This is a genomic window from Thermomicrobiales bacterium (assembly GCA_041390825.1).
Lineage (GTDB): Bacteria > Chloroflexota > Chloroflexia > Thermomicrobiales > UBA6265 > JAMLHN01.
In genome coordinates this window covers 33001-49054 of sequence record JAWKPF010000027.1, presented here as the reverse complement: position 1 = coordinate 49054, position 16054 = coordinate 33001, and the positions used below count along the sequence as shown (strand labels likewise).

The 16054-nt window shown below is 61.8% G+C and carries 14 protein-coding genes and 1 tRNA gene; 7 read left to right on the top strand and 8 right to left on the bottom strand.

What is annotated here, in order from left to right; all coding sequences use genetic code 11:
* The first annotated feature begins 209 nt into the window (after window positions 1-209).
* Together R2855_14585 and R2855_14580 are read left to right on the top strand one after the other, a co-directional pair.
* The gene (locus R2855_14585) at window positions 210-1157 is read left to right on the top strand and encodes a mechanosensitive ion channel (GenBank protein MEZ4532228.1); all 948 of its coding nucleotides are present in this window, start codon (window positions 210-212) and stop codon (window positions 1155-1157) included.
* On the top strand, window positions 1157-1441 hold the full coding sequence (locus tag R2855_14580) for a ferredoxin (protein MEZ4532227.1): 285 nt from the start codon (window positions 1157-1159) through the stop codon (window positions 1439-1441). Before R2855_14585 ends, R2855_14580 begins: the two co-directional genes overlap by 1 nt.
* A 188-nt stretch (window positions 1442-1629) precedes the next feature.
* On the opposite strand, the gene groL is transcribed toward R2855_14580, so the two are convergent.
* From groL to cysS, 3 genes are all read right to left on the bottom strand, one after another.
* Window positions 1630-3264 carry a chaperonin GroEL gene (groL, locus tag R2855_14575; GenBank protein ID MEZ4532226.1) on the bottom strand — a complete coding sequence of 545 codons (1635 nt, stop codon included), beginning with the start codon at window positions 3262-3264 and terminating at the stop codon, window positions 1630-1632.
* A 107-nt stretch (window positions 3265-3371) separates the two neighbouring features.
* Window positions 3372-3686 (bottom strand): co-chaperone GroES, encoded by a 315-nt coding sequence (gene groES / locus R2855_14570; protein ID MEZ4532225.1) that lies wholly within the window; start codon window positions 3684-3686, stop codon window positions 3372-3374.
* Window positions 3687-3806: 120 nt separating this feature from the next.
* Entirely contained in the window at window positions 3807-5003 is a 1197-nt protein-coding gene (gene cysS, locus R2855_14565; GenBank protein MEZ4532224.1) for a cysteine--tRNA ligase, read from the bottom strand.
* 265 nt (window positions 5004-5268) lie between these two features.
* On the opposite strand from cysS, the gene R2855_14560 reads away from it, so the two are divergent.
* Window positions 5269-5925 carry a hypothetical protein gene (locus R2855_14560; GenBank protein MEZ4532223.1) on the top strand — a complete coding sequence of 219 codons (657 nt, stop codon included), beginning with the start codon at window positions 5269-5271 and terminating at the stop codon, window positions 5923-5925.
* A gap of 9 nt (window positions 5926-5934) precedes the next feature.
* Entirely contained in the window at window positions 5935-6756 is an 822-nt protein-coding gene (otsB, locus tag R2855_14555) for a trehalose-phosphatase (protein MEZ4532222.1), read from the top strand.
* Here otsB and R2855_14550 read toward each other — a convergent pair.
* Window positions 6721-7407, bottom strand: a complete 687-nt coding sequence (locus tag R2855_14550) for a haloacid dehalogenase (protein ID MEZ4532221.1) — start codon at window positions 7405-7407, stop codon at window positions 6721-6723. The two genes, otsB and R2855_14550, sit on opposite strands and share 36 nt — an antisense overlap.
* An 85-nt stretch (window positions 7408-7492) precedes the next feature.
* On the opposite strand from R2855_14550, the gene R2855_14545 reads away from it, so the two are divergent.
* Window positions 7493-7565, top strand: a tRNA-Ala gene (locus R2855_14545).
* A 203-nt stretch (window positions 7566-7768) separates the two neighbouring features.
* Here the strand turns inward: R2855_14545 and R2855_14540 are convergent.
* Window positions 7769-9472 (bottom strand): cation:proton antiporter, encoded by a 1704-nt coding sequence (locus R2855_14540; protein MEZ4532220.1) that lies wholly within the window; start codon window positions 9470-9472, stop codon window positions 7769-7771.
* Between the two features lie 209 nt (window positions 9473-9681).
* On the opposite strand from R2855_14540, the gene leuS reads away from it, so the two are divergent.
* On the top strand, window positions 9682-12174 hold the full coding sequence (gene leuS, locus R2855_14535) for a leucine--tRNA ligase (GenBank protein ID MEZ4532219.1): 2493 nt from the start codon (window positions 9682-9684) through the stop codon (window positions 12172-12174).
* A 67-nt stretch (window positions 12175-12241) separates the two neighbouring features.
* Here the strand turns inward: leuS and gcvPB are convergent, their stop codons facing one another.
* Entirely contained in the window at window positions 12242-13717 is a 1476-nt protein-coding gene (gcvPB, locus tag R2855_14530; protein ID MEZ4532218.1) for an aminomethyl-transferring glycine dehydrogenase subunit GcvPB, read from the bottom strand.
* Between the two features lie 183 nt (window positions 13718-13900).
* Here gcvPB and R2855_14525 point away from each other — a divergent pair, with 183 nt between their 5' ends.
* Window positions 13901-14494, top strand: coding sequence for a hypothetical protein (locus R2855_14525; protein MEZ4532217.1), 594 nt, complete (start codon window positions 13901-13903; stop codon window positions 14492-14494).
* On the opposite strand, the gene R2855_14520 is transcribed toward R2855_14525, so the two are convergent.
* Both R2855_14520 and R2855_14515 read right to left on the bottom strand, forming a co-directional pair.
* Complete coding sequence (locus R2855_14520) at window positions 14467-15513, bottom strand: phosphatase PAP2 family protein (GenBank protein ID MEZ4532216.1); 1047 nt, start codon at window positions 15511-15513, stop codon at window positions 14467-14469. The genes R2855_14525 and R2855_14520 overlap by 28 nt on opposite strands.
* On the bottom strand, window positions 15510-16040 hold the full coding sequence (locus tag R2855_14515; GenBank protein ID MEZ4532215.1) for a (2Fe-2S) ferredoxin domain-containing protein: 531 nt from the start codon (window positions 16038-16040) through the stop codon (window positions 15510-15512). The genes R2855_14520 and R2855_14515 overlap by 4 nt, the downstream gene beginning before the upstream one ends.
* Window positions 16041-16054: the final 14 nt, after the last annotated feature.

Below are 16054 nucleotides of genomic sequence, written 5' to 3'. Positions count from 1 at the left end.
GCGAAATGGGCGCCTCTGAAGCTCAGATGCGAACCTCGCGACATTGTAACGGCTGGCCCGGCGCGCCGGATGACGATAGCGCCGAGCCGTATGGCCTCGTTCGAAGAGGCTGGATTCGCGAATCGACATCGGCAAGTTGCGGTTCCTCCCGCATAATGCCCGTGTGCAACAGACCGATCCCTTGCCGCCCGCAATAGGATGAAGATCGCGTGACATTCGACTTCACTTTCGAGAGTTTCGAGGACCTGCTGTTTTCACTTCTCGATGGCATCTTGTCGTTCGTGGTCTTTTTCGCGGTGTTGGGCGTGGCGCTGCGAATCACCGAATGGCTCGTGCGCAAGGGCGTCGAACGGCGCCGTCATCTCATGCGCGGTTGGGACTACGAGGATGGAGACGAGAAGCGAACCGAGTCGATCACTCGCGTGCTGCTGACGGCGGTACGCGCGGTATTCGGTCTGCTCGCCATCATCTTGTTGCTGGGGAGCTTCGGCGTGAATCTGGGAGCCATCCTGGCGAGTGTGTCGCTCGTCTCGATCGCGCTCGGTTTTGGGGCGCAGTACCTGGTGCGCGACTACCTTTCGGGCATTCTCATCCTGACCGAGGACCAGTATCGGGTGGGCGATTCCGTGGAGATCAACAAGATCCAGGGAATCGTCGAGGACATGCGCCTGCGGCTGACGGTGTTGCGAGACCGGGACGGGACGGTGCATCACATCCCGAACGGCGAGATTCGGGTTGCCTCGAACCGCTCGAAAGAATTCACGAAGATCAACCAGATGGTTAGCGTCGGATACGGCTCCAATATGGAGGATGTCTTCACGATCATCAATCGTATCGGCCTCGAGATCGCGCACGATCCGGAGTGGGCCGGTTTCGTGCGGGAACCGATTCGCGCGACGAGGGTGCAGGAGCTGCTCGAGAAGGCCATCGTGGTTCGGGTGAATGGAGAAACGGTCGCAGGCAAGGGCGGAGCGGTGGAAGGCGAGTTCCGCCTCCGGCTCTTGCAGGAGTGCGCCCGCCTGGGAATCGAGACGTCGTTTCCGAAGATCGTCGAGCGAGATCCTCACAGCGTGGGAGAATTGGCTGGTGGACCAGCGGTCGAGCTCACCGACCGCACCACGACTGACGATGAGCATGACAAGGACGATGCGAACTGATGAGCGATCAGGAGAGCGTGAAGCGGGGTTTGAGTGTCTGGGTCGATCCCAGACGATGCATTTCGAACGCGAAGTGCACGACTGCCGCGCCAGGAGTCTACGTACTGGACGAAGAGACGCAGGTTGCTGAACTCGTCGATTTCGATAGCGCGACGGTGCAACAGATTTTTGCCGGCGCTCGGGCGTGTCCGACGCAGGCCATCATCATCGAACAGTATGGGCAGCGCGTCTTCCCCACCATCTTGACACCGATGTTCGAAGCTCCGGAGCCGATCGACGAATAGCTCGTTCTGAGCGCCGCGTTTGCGCTGGTACGTGACCTCGTCGTGGAAGTCATGCCGCTGAGCGTTCCGGCTCATCCCTGTCTCATCCAGAGCTTCTGGGTCGCCTCTGCGAGCGGATGAAGACAACGAAACGGCCTGAGCAATTTCGCTCAGGCCGTTCGTTCGTTTCTCTTCGACGTGCGCCTGGACTAGAAGTCCATGCCGCCCATGCCGCCCGGGGGCATCGCCGGAGCAGCCTTCTCGGGCTTGTCGGTCACCAGCGCCTCGGTGGTCAGAATCATCGCGCCGATCGACGCAGCATTCTCGACCGCGGAGCGGGTCACCTTGGCCGGGTCGATCACGCCAGCCTTGATCATGTCGAGATAGCTCTCGGAGATCACATCGAAGCCGATGTTCGTGTTGCCGGCTTCCTTCTGCTGGCGGCGGACACTCTCGACCACCACCGCGCCATCGTAGCCAGCGTTCTCGGCGATGCCGCGCATCGGCTCCTCCAGCGCGCGGCGCAGGATGTTCACACCGGTCTTGACATCGCCCTCGGCCTTGATGCCATCGAGCGCGCCGATTCCGTTGATGAGGGCCACGCCGCCGCCCGGGACGATGCCTTCCTCGACCGCTGCGCGGGTGGCGCTGAGCGCATCCTCGACGCGGTGCTTCTTCTCCTTGAGTTCGGTCTCAGTGGCAGCGCCAACCTTGATGACCGCAACGCCACCGGAGAGCTTGGCCAGCCGCTCCTGCAGCTTCTCGCGATCGAAGTCGCTGGTCGTGGTCTCGATCTGGGCCTTGATCTGCTCGGCGCGGCCCTTGATGGCCGCCTCGTCGCCATAGCCCTCGATCACGGTGGTGTCGTCCTTGGTGGAGACCACGCGGCGGGCCCGGCCGAGGTCCTCGACAGTGACACCGTCGAGCTTGCGGCCGACTTCCTCGGAGATCACCTGGCCGCCGGTCAGAACGGCAATGTCGCGCAGCATTTCCTTGCGGCGATCGCCGAAGCCCGGCGCCTTGACAGCGGTAACGTTGAGGGTGCCGCGCAGCTTGTTGACCACCAGCGTGGCCAGCGCTTCACCATCGACATCCTCGGCAATGATCACCAGCCCGCGGCCGGCGCGCGCCACCAGTTCGAGGGTGGGCAGGATGTCCGCAATGGCGGAAATCTTCTTGTCGTGGATGAGGATGAACGGCTCCTCGAACTCGGCCTCCATCCGCTCCGGGTTGGTCACGAAGTAGGGGGAGATGTAGCCGCGGTCGAACTGCATACCCTCCGTGTACTCGACCTCGAAGGCGAGACCCTTGGACTCTTCGACCGTGATCACGCCGTCCTTGCCGACCTTCTCCATCACATCGGCGATGAGACCGCCGATTTCCTTGTCGGCGGCGGAGATGGCTGCGACCTGGGCAATCTCGTCCTTGCCGGCGACTTCGACCGCGGCATCCTGGATGGCAGCCACAACTGCGTCGGAAGCAAGCTCGAGGCCCTGCTTCAGCAGCATGGCATTGGCGCCAGCGGCGATGTTGCGCATGCCTTCGTGCACGATGGCCTGGGCCAGCACGGTGGCGGTAGTGGTGCCGTCTCCGGCGACGTCGTTGGTCTTCGAGGAGGCCTCCTTGACCAACTGAGCGCCCATATCGGCGAACGGATCGTCGAGCTCGATGTCCTTGGCGACGGTCACGCCGTCATGGGTGACGGTCGGGGCGCCGTATTTCTTGTCGAGGGCGACGTTGCGGCCCTTGGGGCCGAGGGTGACTTTCACCGCGTTGGCGACGGTATCCACGCCCTCTTTGAGGGACTGCCGCGCCTGATTGTCGAATTGAAGTTGCTTGGCCATGAACTTTCCTCAATTGATAGAAACGAAACGAAACACACCGTCAGACACCAGCAATCGGCTGTCGGTTCGAAAAACGAACTGACGACTGACGGCCTACGACTGTTTACCTATCCGACGACGGCGAGAATGTCCTTCTCGGCCAGGATGAGCAGATCGACGTCATCGAGCTTGAACTCGGTGCCGGCGTACTTGGCGAAGAGGACCTGATCGCCGACATTGACGTCGACCGGGATGCGATTCCCGTCGTCATCCTTGCGTCCCTGGCCGACGGCCAGCACGGTGCCGCGCTGCGGCTTCTCTTTGGCGGTGTCCGGCAGAACGATGCCCGACTTGGTGGTTTCCTCACGCCCGAGCGGTTGAACGACGACGCGGTCGCCCAGGGGAGTGAGCTTGAGGTCAGCAGGAGCCTCAGCAGTTGCCATGAACATTCCTCCAGAACAAAACGTTGGGAGCGCACGCTCCCGCCCATTGGTACTGGAGAGAGGATACCGAATCTGTTAGCACTCTGCAAGGGAGAGTGCTAATTCAGCATGCGCGAGGCCTTAGCTGGCCAATGCCAACCCGAGAATTCCCCCAAGCTCGCGCAGCGATTGTTGGGCGTCCGTGAGATCGCCTCCGCTGCTTTCGGCATGGATCCGCTGACCGAGGTCGACGAGCGCCGCAATGGCAGTGGGGGTATCCAGGTCCTCATCCATGGCTGCGAGGAAGCGTTCTCGGTACGGCGAAGCGTCGACTGCCGATCCACCAGCGGTCGATGGCAATTCGGCCGCGGCTGCCAGTTCCTGAGCCACCGCCTGCCAGTCCTCGATCTCGCCGTCGATGTATTCCCACGGACTGCGATAGTGGTGACTCATGAGATAGAGCCGGAACGCATCGGCTGAATACCGTTTCAGCTCATTGCTGACCAGAACCAGATTGCCGAGCGACTTGCTCATCTTCTCGCCCTGGTACTCGACCATGCCGACATGGACCCAGTAGCGCACGAACGGTTCGACCCCCGTGGAATTCTCGGCCTGGGCAATCTCGCACTCGTGATGGGGGAAGATCAGGTCTGAGCCACCGCCGTGGATCGCAAAGGATGGGCCGAGATAGCGCGCGGCCATCGCGCTGCACTCGATATGCCAGCCTGGGCGTCCGGGACCCCATGGGGAGTCCCAGGTCGGCTCTCCCGGTTTCGACGCCTGCCAAAGAACGAAATCCAGCGGATCGCGTTTGTTCGGGTCATCGGGGAAGTTGCCGCGCTCATTGGCGATCGGGAGCATCTCGGCGATGGGATAGTGGCTCAACTTGCCGAACTCGGGATCGGATGCCACCGAAAAGTAGACCGAACGGTTCGACTCGTACGCCATTCCCTGTTCGATCAGCGGGAGGATCATGTCGATCATCTCCGGCGTGTGCTCGGTTGCCTTGACATAGTAGTCGGGCTCGCGCCAGCCGAGCGATTCCATGTCGGCCAGAAAACGCCGAGTTTCGCGCTCGCCCAGCTCGTCCCAACCGATGCCAACTTCCTTGGCTTTGCGAAGGATGTCGTCGTCGATATCGGTGACGTTCTGCACGTAGGTCACCGGTTGACCGAGAAAGTCGAGATACCGGATCAGCACATCGAACGTGAGGTAGGTGAAGGCATGACCAGCGTGAGTTGTGTCGTACGGCGTGACTCCGCAGACATAGAGACCGAGCGGATCCTCGCTCAGCTCGACGGTTTCCAGCGTTCCCGACTGCGTGTTGAACAGGCGCATTGCGTTCCTCTCTCCGCGTCTGGAACGCCGGAGCTTGCGATTCGTCAAATGGTGCCGATGTCGCTTGCGCGCATGACCCCGAGCAATCGCTCGACGGGTCAGGCGCGTCTCGCCGCGATGGGCGAGTATACCCGAGCGGTGTATCGCTCCAGAGGTGGGTTTCAAGTTCGACGAGTACCATTGCTGCCGCATCGGATCGGGACCGGGACTGGACATGACGCGATTCAACAGTTGGAAGTGGAGCGAGCGAGGTACGGCGAGATTCGTGCCGCTTGTCGCCTGTCTTGTCCTGCTGGCGGCCCTGGCTGGATGCGCCCGAGGCGAATCGGTGAATCCGCTGATCCCCACCGCAACGTCCGAGCTGGGAACCCCCGCTCCGACCATGTCACCTGAGCAAGCTCGGCAGCCATGCGGCGACGGCATGATGCTCGTGAGCGACATTGCGGCGATCGATCCGGTTTGGCGTGACATGCTGGGCACCCCGGACGACCAGGCGCTCGAATGGCATGACGATGCGCAACTTGTGCAGTTGCGCGTCTCGTGCGCGCTCTTCGGATCGGGGTTCCGGCTTCAGCCAAGCTACTTTTCGGCGGAAGCGCAGGCGCTGCTGACGGCTGACACCGGTGAGTCACAACCCGTAAATCTCGATCCGGCGCTGGTCGAGTCGCTTCCGGTGGATGCGATCGATTTCGGACGGATCTACAGCGCGTTGATCGAAGCGGATTTCACTGACGATCTCCGACTCGATCCGTCGACCGGGGTCGATGTGCGCATCAACAGCAAGCAAGCGCCGTTCGGCCCGGCCGGCGTGCCAGACGGCGCATTGGTCGCACATGTGTCGATCGAGCAATCGGGAGTGATCAAGGATCTCTTCATCGATGAAGCGACCGGTGAAATCTACCGCTACGAATCGCCTGCCTAGGAGGATTGGATGACCGCCGAAACACCCATTGCGCATGCAATAGAGCAGGTCGTCCAGGTGCTCAGACGTGAGCCATCGGGACTTTTCACCGACATCGACGGAACGATCAGCCAGGTCGCGCGAGTGCCCTCTGAAGCGCGGGTCGCGGAGTCGGCGAAGGCCTCGCTACGGGCGCTTTCGTCAGCTGTCTCGATCGTTGGGGCGATAACTGGGCGGGGTGCGGCCGATGCGGCAAACATGCTCGGGCTCGACGGCGTCATGGTCGTGGGAAACCATGGTTACGAACGCCTACATGACGGGGAGCGTCTGATCCACCCGTCGGCGCTCGGATCGCGCGCCAGCGTTTCGACGACGACGAGTCTCTTGCATGGCATCGTCGACGCGACGCCACAGCTGGCAGGAGTCGTAATCGAGAACAAGGACCTTTCTGCTTCGGTTCACTATCGGCTGGTGGAGGATCGGGGACAGCCGGTCGAACTGTTGCGGCAGTTGGTGGTTGCCATTGCCGGATTGCACGACCTGAATGTGACCGATGGGAAGCTGGTCTTCGAGATCCGGCCCAAAGCTCTCGTGAACAAGGGCACTGCCATTCACGATCTGGCCGTCGAACGCGCGTTGGCCGGGGTGGTCTATCTGGGGGACGATGTGACCGACGTGGATGCGTTTCGATCGCTCGGGGCGCTCGAATCGCCTGAGGTGCGCACGCTATCTGTTGGCATCGTTTCCGCGGAAACGCACGCCGTCGTGCGCGAAACCGCCGACCTTTTGATCGACGGAGTGGACGGTTGCATCGAGCTACTCGCCGGAGTCGCCGAGCAACTGGTTCCGTAGACTCGAGTCGTTTCCGGCCGGGATGAGTCCAGATCGATCGAGCGCCGACAGGAGCCGATGCTGAGCGCCCGTGATCGTCAGATCGGCGCGAGTTCGCTCGAGCACGGCACGGAGCGCGTCGGTGGTCCGGCGAAGTCCGCCTGTGAGACCGTCGGGATAATCCACGGTCACAAGAAAGGCATAGACCTCGTCCATGCGCGCCATAAGCTGCTCACCGCGCGCGAAATCGTCCGTTCGCACGGCATCGAGCACCTGGCGACGAAGTTCACTGGCGGCCTCGGCGAGCGCATTGAGGTAGGGCGGGTCATCGACGCCCAGGGCTTCCGGAGTTGGGAGCGGTTCACCAGTGACGAGCGCAAGCGTGATCGCTGCCTCGGACATCTCCTTCATCGGATCCTGAACGTATCCAGCCCATCGAATGCCTGGATGGTCGTTCAGGTCCTCGAGCAGTGCCGACAGCACACGCCTCGCGTCCGAAAGCAGACCCGCGGCCAAGTCGAACTCATGCCGGTGGGTCGCGCGGATCGAGTTCGCGCTCATGCGTACCACCTGACGCCCTTCGTTCAGCGCCCGGTCGCGCAACTGGTTTTGCGCGTCGAGCCGCTGGAGAATGGGTGAGCCGATCGATTCCACCGTCGTTGCGGGCTGCACAATGATTCTCCCGGGAGAAGACCGGGCGCGCCTGTTTGACGTATCGCCCCGGTCAATGCTAGCCTAGCGTCTGCCTTTTTGGCGCGGGGCTGTAGCTCAGCTGGGAGAGCGCAACACTGGCAGTGTTGAAGTCAGGGGTTCGAGTCCCCTCAGCTCCACAAGAAGAACGTGTTCGAACCCTGTCCTGGTGATCAGCGACAGGGTTTGTTCGTTTGGCGCCGCAGTCGCTCCCCTCGAAGTGCCATGGGATCGATTTCCCGTCGGGGCACGACACTTCGTTTCCGGCAAGCGGGTCAGAGCACGACCCGATTCAGGCAAACCGGAATGCGCCGTCGTAGGTCCGGCTCGACGGCGATATCTGCTAGTGACCGGTCGCCGGCGTCCCTTTGATTTCGAGCGAGATCTGATCGGCGTCGAGATTGGCCATCGTCGAACTGATGAGCTCGGAACTGAATGTGCCTTCGTCCATGACAGCCAGCAAGACCGCACGCTGGGCCTCGATCATCTCCAGCTGAATCTGCTTGTTGCGACTCTGCTGTTCAAGCGACCCGCTATCGGCAGAAGGCATTGGTCCGGTAACGAGCTCGGGAAATGGTGCGTCGGGATCGAGGCCGTGCTCCTTCAGGACCTGGGTGCCCGCGTTGCGCATGGCGACGGTGAGGCGCGCGCGTTCGGCATCGGCGCGTTCGTTGTTGTCGCCTGGAGGCAACAGTTTTCTCGCAAGCCAGGGCAGCGTCGAACCCTGGAGCAACAGTGACATGGCAGCGACCAGGAATGCGACGAAGACCAGAAGGGAACGGCTCGGCGTATCGCGTGGGAGGGTTTGCGCTGCGGCCAGTGTGACCGCGCCTCGCATACCTGCCCAGACGATGACCGTGCCTTGACGCCATCCCATCTGTTCATGGCGGTAGTAGTCGATATCTGCCGCTCTTCGGCGCCAGGTCTTGCGAAATCGCGCGATCGTCTCCTCGTCCGATTGCTTTCCTCGGCCCCAGAACTTGAGATTGAATTCGTGTTCCGAGATTGGCTCGACGAACCGGTGCTGAAACGCGTTTGCAACGCGGGTGGCTCGGTCTGAGCTTGTCCGAAACAGATAGACGAGTGGAACGATATAGAGGGCGCGGATCACGACGGTGAGCACGAGCGCGATGAGCGCGTACTCGAACGCCTTGGCTATCCCGAAGTGATCTTCCTGCACATCCTCCAGCACCCAGTCGAGCTCCAATCCCATGATGAGAAAGACCGCGCCTTCCAGGATGAACTCGATCATGCGCCAGTTTTGCCGGTCCGACAGGCGAAAGCGCGGCGGCAGATAGCGTGGCCCCATGAATCCGGTGATCAAGCCGGCGACGACCGCGGCAACCAGTCCCGACGCTTCCATCCATTCCGCGGGGAGCGAAGCAAGAAACGGCACCGTGAGGGCGAGCGCGGTGTTGACGGTGGGATCAGTGGCGCGTGAGCGAATCCAGAGATTTCCGTAGCCGACCACGGCGCCGATGACCACGGCAATCACGATGGAATAGACAAACGCGCCGGCGATATGCAGGAGGGAGATTCCGGCGGCAGTTGCCCCGATGGCAGTTCGCAGCAGCACAAGCGCCGACGCATCGTTCAGCAGGCTCTCGCCTTCCAGTACGACGACGGTTCGTGGCGAGACGCCGAGCCGCTTGACGATAGAAGTTGCAACGGCATCGGTCGGGCTCAGGATGGCGCCAATTGCCAGTCCAGCGGCGAAATCGAGGTCAGGGATGATGCGCGAGAGAATCCAGCCGATGACGAACGAGGTGATGACGACCAGCATGACCGCCAGACCGCTGATGGCGGCGAAGTCACGTCGAAATTCGGTCGTTGGCAAAGAGACCGCAGCAGAGAAGAGGAGCGGTGGCAGGATGCCGGCGAGGATCCATTCGGGATCGACCTCGAAGATCGGGGTAGACGGCCAGAGGCTGACCGCGATGCCCACCAGCACAAGGATGAGCGGCGCCGCAATGCGCACGCGCGGTCCCAGCCACGCTGCACCGGCAATTGCCAGGAGCGCGAGCACGCCAATGACGATCGATTCCAAGTGGCGTGGGCTCCTGCGATAGCTGGGCGTCGTTGGTCAGCGCCCGCGCGCTTCTCCTTGCGGCTCACGATACCATTCCCAGCAACCGAACGGGATGCGCAACCAGCGCATTCTCGCCCCGTTTCTTGAGTTTGTGGCGCATGCACGCGACAATCGTGGGCGACACGAAGCGTCGTGCGTGTTTTCCCTTCGAGTTGGAGTCGAAACCCTTGTCGTCCATCACCAAACCAGCTGAATCCGCCGTGCTGTACAAGGCGGGTGAGATCGAACCGCGGTGGCGCGAACGATGGGAGGCCGACCAGCTTTACGTCACACCGGACGACTCGGACAAGCCAAAGTGGTTTTCGCTGACGATGTATCCCTACCCGTCGGGGATCCTGCACATCGGACACTGGTACGCCTTCGCGGTGCCCGACGTGTTCGCCCGGTTTCAGCGGATGCGCGGCTACAACGTCATGTTCCCGATGGGGTTCGATGCCTTTGGGTTGCCGGCCGAGAATGCGGCCATCCGGCACAACATTCACCCGGCGGAATGGACCTACGACAACATCGACGCGATGCGCGCCCAATACCGCCAGATGGGCGCGATGATCGATTGGACGCGGGAAGTCATTACTTGCAATCCGGACTACTACCACTGGAACCAGTGGATCTTTCTGCAGATGCTGGAGCGTGGGCTCGCCTATCGCAAGGCTGGCGCCGTCTGGTGGTGCCCGAAGGATCAGACCGTGCTCGCGAACGAGCAGGTGCTCGAAGGAAACATTTGCGAGCGCTGTGGGTCGGAAGTCATCAAGCGCGATCTGGAACAGTGGTATTTCAACATTACCCACTATGTCGAAGAGCTACTGGCCGAACTGGACAACCTCGACTGGCCCGAGCGGGTCAAGACGATGCAGCGCAACTGGATCGGCCGTTCGGAGGGGGCTCGCCTGACCTTCGCGGTCGAAGGCGGCGAGCCGCTGGAGGTCTTCACGACACGACCGGACACGGTCTGGGGCGCAACCTTCATGGTGTTGGCGCCGGAGCATCCGTTGGTCGAACAAATCACGACAGAAGACCGGCGCGAGGCCGTGCGGGCCTATGCCACCGCGGCCCGCAACCAGAGCGAGATCGAGCGTATGTCCACCGACGCCACCAAGGCAAAGAGCGGCGTCTTTACTGGGGCATATGCGATCAACCCGATTACCGACGAGCGGATTCCCATCTGGATTGCCGACTACGTTCTGATGGGTTACGGCACGGGCGCCATCATGGCAGTTCCTGCTCATGACGAACGCGACTTCGCGTTCGCGCGAGCCTTCGACTTGCCCATTCGGGTTGTGATTCAGCCAGAAGGCGACCCGCTCGATCCGCAAACGATGACCGAGGCCTATCACGGCAACGGGATCATGGTGAACTCGGGTTCGTTCGATGGCGCCCCGGTTCCGGAGAGCCTGCCGCAGGTCATCGAATGGCTGGAGCAAACGGGCAGGGGAACGGCGGAGGTCAACTATCGCTTGCGCGACTGGCTGGTCTCCCGGCAGCGCTATTGGGGCACCCCAATCCCCATCATCTATTGCGATGCCTGCGGCATGGTGCCGGTGCCGATCGACCAGCTCCCGGTCGAGCTCCCGCTCGACGCGGAGTTCACACCGACGGGACAGAGCCCGCTGGTGAGCCACCAGTCGTTCCTGAACACGACTTGCCCGAACTGCGGGAAACCCGCTCGCCGCGAGACCGACACCTTCGACACGTTCGTCGATTCCTCGTGGTACTGGTACCGCTACACGAATCCGAAGAACGGCAGTCAGCCATTCGATCCGGCGATCGCCAACACGTGGACGCCGGTCGATCTGTACTGCGGCGGAATCGAGCATGCGATTCTGCACTTGCTCTATGCCCGGTTCTTCACGAAGGTGCTGCGCGATCTTGGCATGGTGCATCACAGTGAACCGTTCGAGCGCCTGCGCAACCAGGGCATGATCCTGGCGGAAGAGGGGACCAAGATGAGCAAGAGCCGGGGAACGCAGGTTTCCCCGGATGAGCTCGTGCAGCAGTACGGAGCCGATTCGCTGCGCCTGCATCTCATGTACCTTGGCCCGTGGGATCAGGGCGGACCGTGGAACACGCGCGGCATCACGGGCATGGAGCGCTTCATCCGCAGAGTTCACGGTCTTGTGCTGGAAACGATCGAGTTCGAGCCGACCAAGGGCGCCGATCCAGAGGTTGCCCGCACGCTGGAACGGCTTGTGAACAAGACGGTGCAACGAGTGACGACCGACCTGCTCGATTTTCAGTTCAACACCATGGTTGCGGCGCTGATCGAGTGCTCGAATGGCCTTGCTGACCTGAAGTCGCCCGATCTGATGGCCACTCGCGAATGGCGGGACGCCCTGAGCACACTGGTGCTCCTGATGGCTCCCTCGACACCCTACGTCGCCGAAGAGCTCTGGGAGAAGCTGGGCGGCGACTACTCGGTGCACACGCAGTCCTGGCCCGACTACGATGAGCAGTTGGCGAAAGACGACTTTGTCGAGGTTGTCATCCAGGTGAACGGCAAGGTGCGCGATCGGGTAACGCTTCCCGCGGATGCGTCAGAGGAGTCCGCCAAGGACGCCATTCGTCGGACCGAGAAGATCGCTGCGGCGCTGGACGGAGTCGAGGTCATGCGCGAGATCTACGTGCCCGGACGCCTGATGAACTTCGTGGTGAAATCGAAATAGCCCAACGCGCGAAAACGCCGGCGAGAAACTCGTCTCGCCGGCGTTTTGCGTTGTCGACAGAGCTGAGTCAGTCGGCCGCGACGGCCTCGCGTTCGGTGTCGCTGACCCACTTGATGTTGAGCTTGCGGTTGGCGCCGGCTTCGTCGAGCCGCTTGTACTCGGTTGTGTGCGGGGCCGACGTAACGGTCTCTGGCTCGTTCTCGGCTTCGGCCGCGATCTGCAGCATGATGTCGATGAACTGATCGAGCGATTCCTTCGACTCGGTTTCGGTCGGCTCGATCATGAGCGCTTCCGGCACGATCAGGGGGAAATAGGTGGTCGGCGGATGAACGCCGAAATCGAGCAGTCGCTTGGCGATGTCGAGCGCTTTCACTCCCTGGGCTTTCTGCCGGCGAGCGGAGAGAACCACCTCATGCATGCAGGTTCGGTCGATCGCCACATCGTAGGCGCCCTCGAGCCGTGCTTTCAGGTAGTTGGCGTTGAGCACGGCGTCCGAACTGATCTGCCGCAGCCCCTCTTCACCATGCATGCGGATGTAGGTCAGCGCGCGCACGAACATGCCGAAGTTGCCATGGAATGAGTGCAGGCGACCGATGGATTTTTCCGGTGTGTACCAGCGGTACGTGGTCTCCCCATCGGTCTCGTCCGCACGCACCATTGGGCCAGGCAGGTAGTCGACGAGCTTCTCTGCCACGCCCACCGGTCCGGAACCAGGCCCACCACCGCCGTGTGGGGTCGAGAATGTCTTGTGCAGGTTGAAGTGCATGACGTCGATCCCGAGATCGCCTGGACGGGCGTACCCGAGAATGGCGTTGAAATTGGCGCCGTCGTTGTAGACCAATCCGCCCGCTTCGTGCACCAGATCGATGACTTGCTGAATGTGCTCGTCCCAAAGGCCGAGCGTGTTTGGGTTGGTGATCATCAGGCCGGCGGTCTTTGGACCGATCTTCGCCTTGAGCGCCTCGACGTCGACATTGCCCCGGTCATCCGAGGGGATGGTGACCACATCGAATCCGGCGAGCACGGCCGTCGCCGGGTTTGTGCCGTGCGCAGAATCCGGCACCAGCATTTCGGTGCGCTCGGGGTCACCCTGGTCCTCGTGGAACGCGCGGATGATGAGACAACCGGTGAGCTCGCCATGGGCGCCGGCCGCAGGTTGCAGCGTGACGTTTGCGAACCCGGAGATTTCCGCGAGCATCTCCTGCAGCTCGAACATGAGCTGCATGGCTCCCTGGGTGGTGTCTTCGGTTTGCAGCGGGTGCAACTGCGCGAAACCCGGAAGACGGGCCACGCTCTCGTTGATGCGAGAGTTGTATTTCATCGTGCAAGAGCCGAGCGGGTAGATGGCGATGTCGATCGCGTGGTTCTTCTGGCTCATGCGCGTGAAGTGGCGCACCACATCGATTTCGCTGACTTCTGGCCAGTCGAGCCGCTCGCGGGCAAGCTCGGCAGGGACTGGCGAGTTCGGAACTGTGGATGCGGGAAAGGTGACCCCGCGGCGATTAGCGCGGCTAAGCTCGAATATCGTTGGCTCGACGGTCATTCGCAGAGGGTACCCTTCCTGCAGGTGCTGACAAGCGCGCCGACACTTCCGGATACACCGGTGCGCGCATGACCGAATTATGCCGCAACCGATTGCGTGGGAAACTGGCGCGTGCCGTTCGCGCGATGCCGAATGGCGCGAAGTCCGAACCGCACGTTTGCCCGCCCGAGGAACGCCTCATCGATGAACCCGTATCTCTCCTTTTCGATTGCCATGTGCGTGGTGGTCATTCTCGCGCTGGCGGGAACAGCCTATCTCGCTGCCTACTTCAACCGACGCTCGAAGAGCGACATGGAAGCGGCGTTGACGCCGCTGGCCAAGGTTGTCGACGGAGAGATGGAAGTAGAGGACGGCAAGGTCTCTGGACGCTATCAGGGGCAACTTGCGGAGGGGAAGGTTGCCACCATGCCGGGTGGCATGAGCCGCATCTTTGTGACGACCATCGTGGAAAGCGCCGGTGGCGAACCCTGGGAATGGACGCTGACGCGTTCGAAAGAACCGGGCGGACCTGACGAAGCCCGCTTTCAGCAAGAGCTGCCGGGAGTCACCGACCAGATCGAGCCGGTGCTCTTGCCCCTCAAGGACGATCCCGATCTTGCTGGCATCTGGTTCCGCGTTGGATACGATCCAGCAAGCGGCCAGCTCAAGATGACGAGACCGATGCGAGTGCGGCGCGATATTCCCGGCGCGCCTGCGTTCGAACGATTCCTCGATGTGCTGATCGCCGCGGCGGCGGCAAATCGTTCGGCTCAGGGGCCCGAGGCTGCCTCCGCCTGACGTGTTGCGGCGGCCTGCGTGAGTCCCGCCATCGGGTTGCGGCTCCCGAAAACGTTTGGCGCGGCGATGTCCCACCATGCTCCGGCGCCGTACCAGCCATACGCGGCGCACATGAATCCGACGGCCAAATCAGTGACGTAGTGCTCGCCCATGTACACCAGGGCAAATCCCATGAGCGCCGTGTAGATTACGAACAGATAGCCCCACTTTTTTCCGAACGCGAAGGCCGGGAAGATGAGCAATGCCGTGAATGCCAGGTGGATGGATGGCATGGCGGCACGCGGATTGGATTCGCCAATGACCGCGTAGCTGGCTTCGTAGATCCCACCTCCGATCGCTTTGCCGACGGACTCCATCACGCGATAGACCACCGCCGCCGATGGAGAGTTGATCGGTTCCGGAGCAAGCCACGGGGGGTTGGTTGGGATCAGGAAGTAGATCGCGAGACCGATTCCCAGCATCAGGGTCATCGCGCTAAAGAACCGCAGGAAGAGCTCTGGCCGTTTGTACCAAATGATCACGGCAAAGACATGCGGAATGATGAAGTACGACCAGTGCACTCCGGTCATGAAGTAGTCGAGTGGGCCCGGATCGCCAGGAGTGAAGAAGCGGTCCTGCAGACGGACGGTCGGAAGGCGATCGTTGAATAGCTGCCGTTCGAAATCGGGAACGTAGAGATTGACCGTGCGCGCGAAGATGGTTTCGTCGGCCAACGAACGCCCGACGGTAAAGAGGAACCAAACACCGGCGTACGGGATGAACCCGATCAGAAAGGCGCGGGTTCGTCCGACCGGCACCACGAGGACGCCGAGGATAAACAGCAAGCCCCATCCGAGAAAACCGCGGTTGGTGTAGTAAGAAACGATCATGAGCACCACGGCCAGCACCAGACGCAGAATGTGCGATGGCCGGATGGCAGCTTTGATGGCATTGGGATCGCGCGCGCTCAAGGCAGCACGCAAGCTCGGCTTGCTTTCCTGGGGACTTTCCGGCGGTTCGGGCGAGATTGGTTCGCTCATTCCGCCCCATCCCCCGACAAGCGGTAACGGTCGCTGGCCTTTTTCGTGATGACGATGGCCGGTTCACCCGTCGCGGGATCGGGTTTGCGGGCTACGAACCCCCTACGAGCTTGCTCGTCGATCCATCGCGCGTCGAATCCATGCTCGGCCGCGGTCGACCCGAATTGCTCCACCGGGCAGAACTCTCCGCACCCCGTGGCGGCACGGTAGAACGCGCGTCTGGCTGACTCGGCTGGTGAATCGAAACTGGTGATCTCACCCGGCGGATCGCCGTTCCCCTGCAAGTAAGCGACGAGCCTCGGTACGTCCTTGACCGTCACACCGCTCAGAATCACGTTGTCCGGATAGATGACAACATTCGGACCGATGTCGCAGAGGTCGATCGTGCCGCAATTGTTGACCAGGATCTCGGCGTCGAGCTTCTTGCGCACGACCTCCAGGCGGAGCCGCCCGATCAGATCGTTGGAACCCTTCTGCGCGCAGTGAGAGGCCGTGCAAACGAGCACATGCTTCTGTGTCCAATACATCGCCGCGCGAACCC

Coding starts and splice junctions, on each gene's coding strand:
- groL (MEZ4532226.1), bottom strand. CDS start 3,264: ATGGCCAAGCAACTTCAATTCGACAATCAGGCGCGGCAGTCCCTCAAA.
- groES (MEZ4532225.1), bottom strand. CDS start 3,686: ATGGCAACTGCTGAGGCTCCTGCTGACCTCAAGCTCACTCCCCTGGGC.
- cysS (MEZ4532224.1), bottom strand. CDS start 5,003: ATGCGCCTGTTCAACACGCAGTCGGGAACGCTGGAAACCGTCGAGCTG.
- otsB (MEZ4532222.1), top strand. CDS start 5,935: ATGACCGCCGAAACACCCATTGCGCATGCAATAGAGCAGGTCGTCCAG.
- R2855_14525 (MEZ4532217.1), top strand. CDS start 13,901: ATGAACCCGTATCTCTCCTTTTCGATTGCCATGTGCGTGGTGGTCATT.
- R2855_14580 (MEZ4532227.1), top strand. CDS start 1,157: ATGAGCGATCAGGAGAGCGTGAAGCGGGGTTTGAGTGTCTGGGTCGAT.
- gcvPB (MEZ4532218.1), bottom strand. CDS start 13,717: ATGACCGTCGAGCCAACGATATTCGAGCTTAGCCGCGCTAATCGCCGC.
- R2855_14515 (MEZ4532215.1), bottom strand. CDS start 16,040: ATGTATTGGACACAGAAGCATGTGCTCGTTTGCACGGCCTCTCACTGC.
- R2855_14520 (MEZ4532216.1), bottom strand. CDS start 15,513: ATGAGCGAACCAATCTCGCCCGAACCGCCGGAAAGTCCCCAGGAAAGC.